The 2,549-nt window shown below is 64.7% G+C and carries 1 protein-coding gene and 1 pseudogene; both read right to left on the reverse strand.

Annotated elements, in window-relative coordinates; translation table 11 throughout:
* Nucleotides 1-2,243 (reverse strand): annotated as a pseudogene (gene ligA, locus AHiyo1_RS23965) (NAD-dependent DNA ligase LigA); the annotation flags it as partial.
* A 65-nt stretch (nt 2,244-2,308) separates the two neighbouring features.
* On the reverse strand, nt 2,309-2,549 hold a 241-nt coding region (locus AHiyo1_RS25295; RefSeq protein WP_216363336.1), incomplete at its 5' end, for a hypothetical protein.

A 2,549-nucleotide genomic window follows, 5' to 3' on the forward strand; every position in this document is an offset into this window, starting at 1 on the left:
GCCCGCCAGGGCAACGGCTGCGTCTTCATCATCCGGAGCCGTGCCGCCGGCGGGTTCCAAGACGCCGTCGAGCAATGCCTTGAAGCCGTCCTCGTCCAGTACCCGGATGCCGAGTTGCTCAGCCTTGTCCAGCTTGGAGCCTGCGTTCTCGCCGGCCACGACGTAACTGGTGTTCTTGGAAACCGAGCCCGCCGCTTTGCCGCCCCTGATGATGATGGCTTCCTTGGCTTCGTCCCGGCTCAGGGTGGGCAAGGAGCCTGTCACCACGATGGTGAGGCCTTCCAGGTTCCGCTGGATGCCGGCGTCGCGCTCGTCAACCATGCGCACCCCGGCAGCTGCCCAGCTATCCACGATTTCCTGGTGCCAGTCAACGGCGAACCATTCCTTGAGTGCCGCGGCGATGGTCGGTCCCACCCCGTCAACGTTGGCCAGTTCCTCCTCGGAAGCGGCCCGGATGGCGTCCATGCTCCCGAGGGCCGTGGCCAGGGCGCGGGACGCAGTGGGGCCGACGTGCCGGATGGAAAGGGCAACCAGGACGCGCCAGAGAGGTTGCGTCTTGGCTTTCTCAAGTTCCTTGAACAGTTTCTCGGTGGTGGCGGTGGGTTTGGAGGGGGTCTTGGCGGTGGCCTTGGAATAGAAGTAGGGCACCAATTCGAACGTTCCCGTGCCCACGCCTTTGGAGCGCTTCTCGCGGTGGATGCGGACGTCGGCGAGGTCCTCCGGCGTGAGGCTGAACAAGGCCGCCTCGCTGCGCAGGGGCGGAGTTTCCGGTTCCGCAGGCTGGGTGAGTGCGATGGCTGCCTCCCACCCGAGAGCCTCGATGTCGAAGGCTCCCCTGCTCGCGACGTGGAAGACACGCTCGCGCAGCTGGGAGGGGCACGACTTCGCGTTGGGGCAGCGGATATCGACGTCGCCTCCTTCGCCGGAGCAAGGGGCGTGTGGCAGGAGGGGCATTCCGTGGGCATCACGAACTCGCGCACAGGAGGATCCTGCTGATCGCGCAGCGCCAATACCGGCCCGACGATCTCAGGAATGATGTCTCCGGCCTTCCGGAGAATCACGATGTCGCCGATCATGACGCCCTTGGCCTTGACCACGTCCTGGTTGTGCAGGGTGGCCATCTCCACAGTGGATCCGGCCACTTTGACCGGTTCCATTACCCCGTAGGGAGTGACGCGGCCGGTGCGGCCGACGTTGACTTGGATGTCCAGCAGCTTGGTGTGGACTTCCTCCGGCGGGTATTTGTAGGCAACGGCCCATCGCGGCACGCGCGAGGTGTAACCGAGGGCACGCTGCGTGGCGAAGTCGTCGATTTTGACCACGATGCCGTCGATCTCGTGCAGGAGGTCGTGCCGGTGTTCGCCGAAGTGCTTGATGAAGTCGAGGACCTCCTCGAAGGAGTCCAGGACCTTCAGGTAGGGGCTGACCGGCAAGCCCCATTCCTCCAGCAGCTTGTACGTTTCCGACTGGCTCGTGGAGTCGAGGCCTTCGCGTGCCCCGATGCCGTGGACGAACATCCGCAACGGACGCTTGGCGGTTTCCGCGGGGTCTTTCTGGCGCAGGGAGCCGGCCGCGGCGTTGCGGGGGTTGGCCAACGGCGCCTTGCCGGACTCGATCAGCGCTTCGTTGAATTCGGCGAATGCCTTGGACGGAATGAAGACTTCGCCCCGGATTTCCACCTCGGACGGATATCCGCTGCCGCTGAGCTGGCGCGGGATCTCCTTGATGGTGAGCACGTTGTGGGTGATGTCCTCGCCCGTGGTGCCGTCTCCGCGCGTGGCGGCACGGACCAGCTTGCCATCGCGGTACAGCAGGTTCACTGCCAGGCCGTCGATCTTCAGCTCCGTCAGCCACGCAATGCGGGAAGCCGCCGTGCCCAGCTTTTCGACCGAAGCCTCGGCCTTGCGGACCCACGCTTCCAACTCGTCGAGCGAGAAGACGTCCTCCAGGCTGTACATCCTCTGGAGGTGCTCGACGGCGGCGAAAGCAGCCGACACCTCGCCGCCTACTTCCTGTGTGGGCGAATCGTTGGACACGAGCTCGGGATGCAGGGCCTCGAGCTCCTCGAGGCGGCGGTACAGGGAGTCGAACTCGGCATCCGAAACCGTCGGCGCATCTTCCTGGTAGTACGCGTAGCGGTACTTGCGGACGAGGTCTGCGAGGTTTTCGTACTCTTTCCGTACGGCTTCCGTTGGAACTGCGGTTTCGCTCTCTGCTGTGCTCACGTACCTATCTTGCCGCAAAGCCGCGACAAAATACGGCCCCCGGACGGGAAGCAGGGATCACAAGCAGGAATCACAAGCGGGTATCAGTGCGTAAAGCGGTGGCGGCTCCACAAGGCGAAGGCAATGCCTCCGGCCGCCACCAAAAGCACGCCGCCCATGATCGCGATCACGGCGAACATGTCCGAGCCCGGTCCTTTGGTGCCGCTCACCGAGGCAGCTTGCGTGGCCTTGAGCCCGTCCTGGATGGGGGTATTCCAATTGGACGATGCCGACGGCGAGGCGCTCGCCGTCGGGCTGTTCGACGGGGTCGCCGGGCTGGAGGCG

Source organism: Arthrobacter sp. Hiyo1, assembly GCF_001263615.2.
GTDB lineage: Bacteria > Actinomycetota > Actinomycetes > Actinomycetales > Micrococcaceae > Arthrobacter.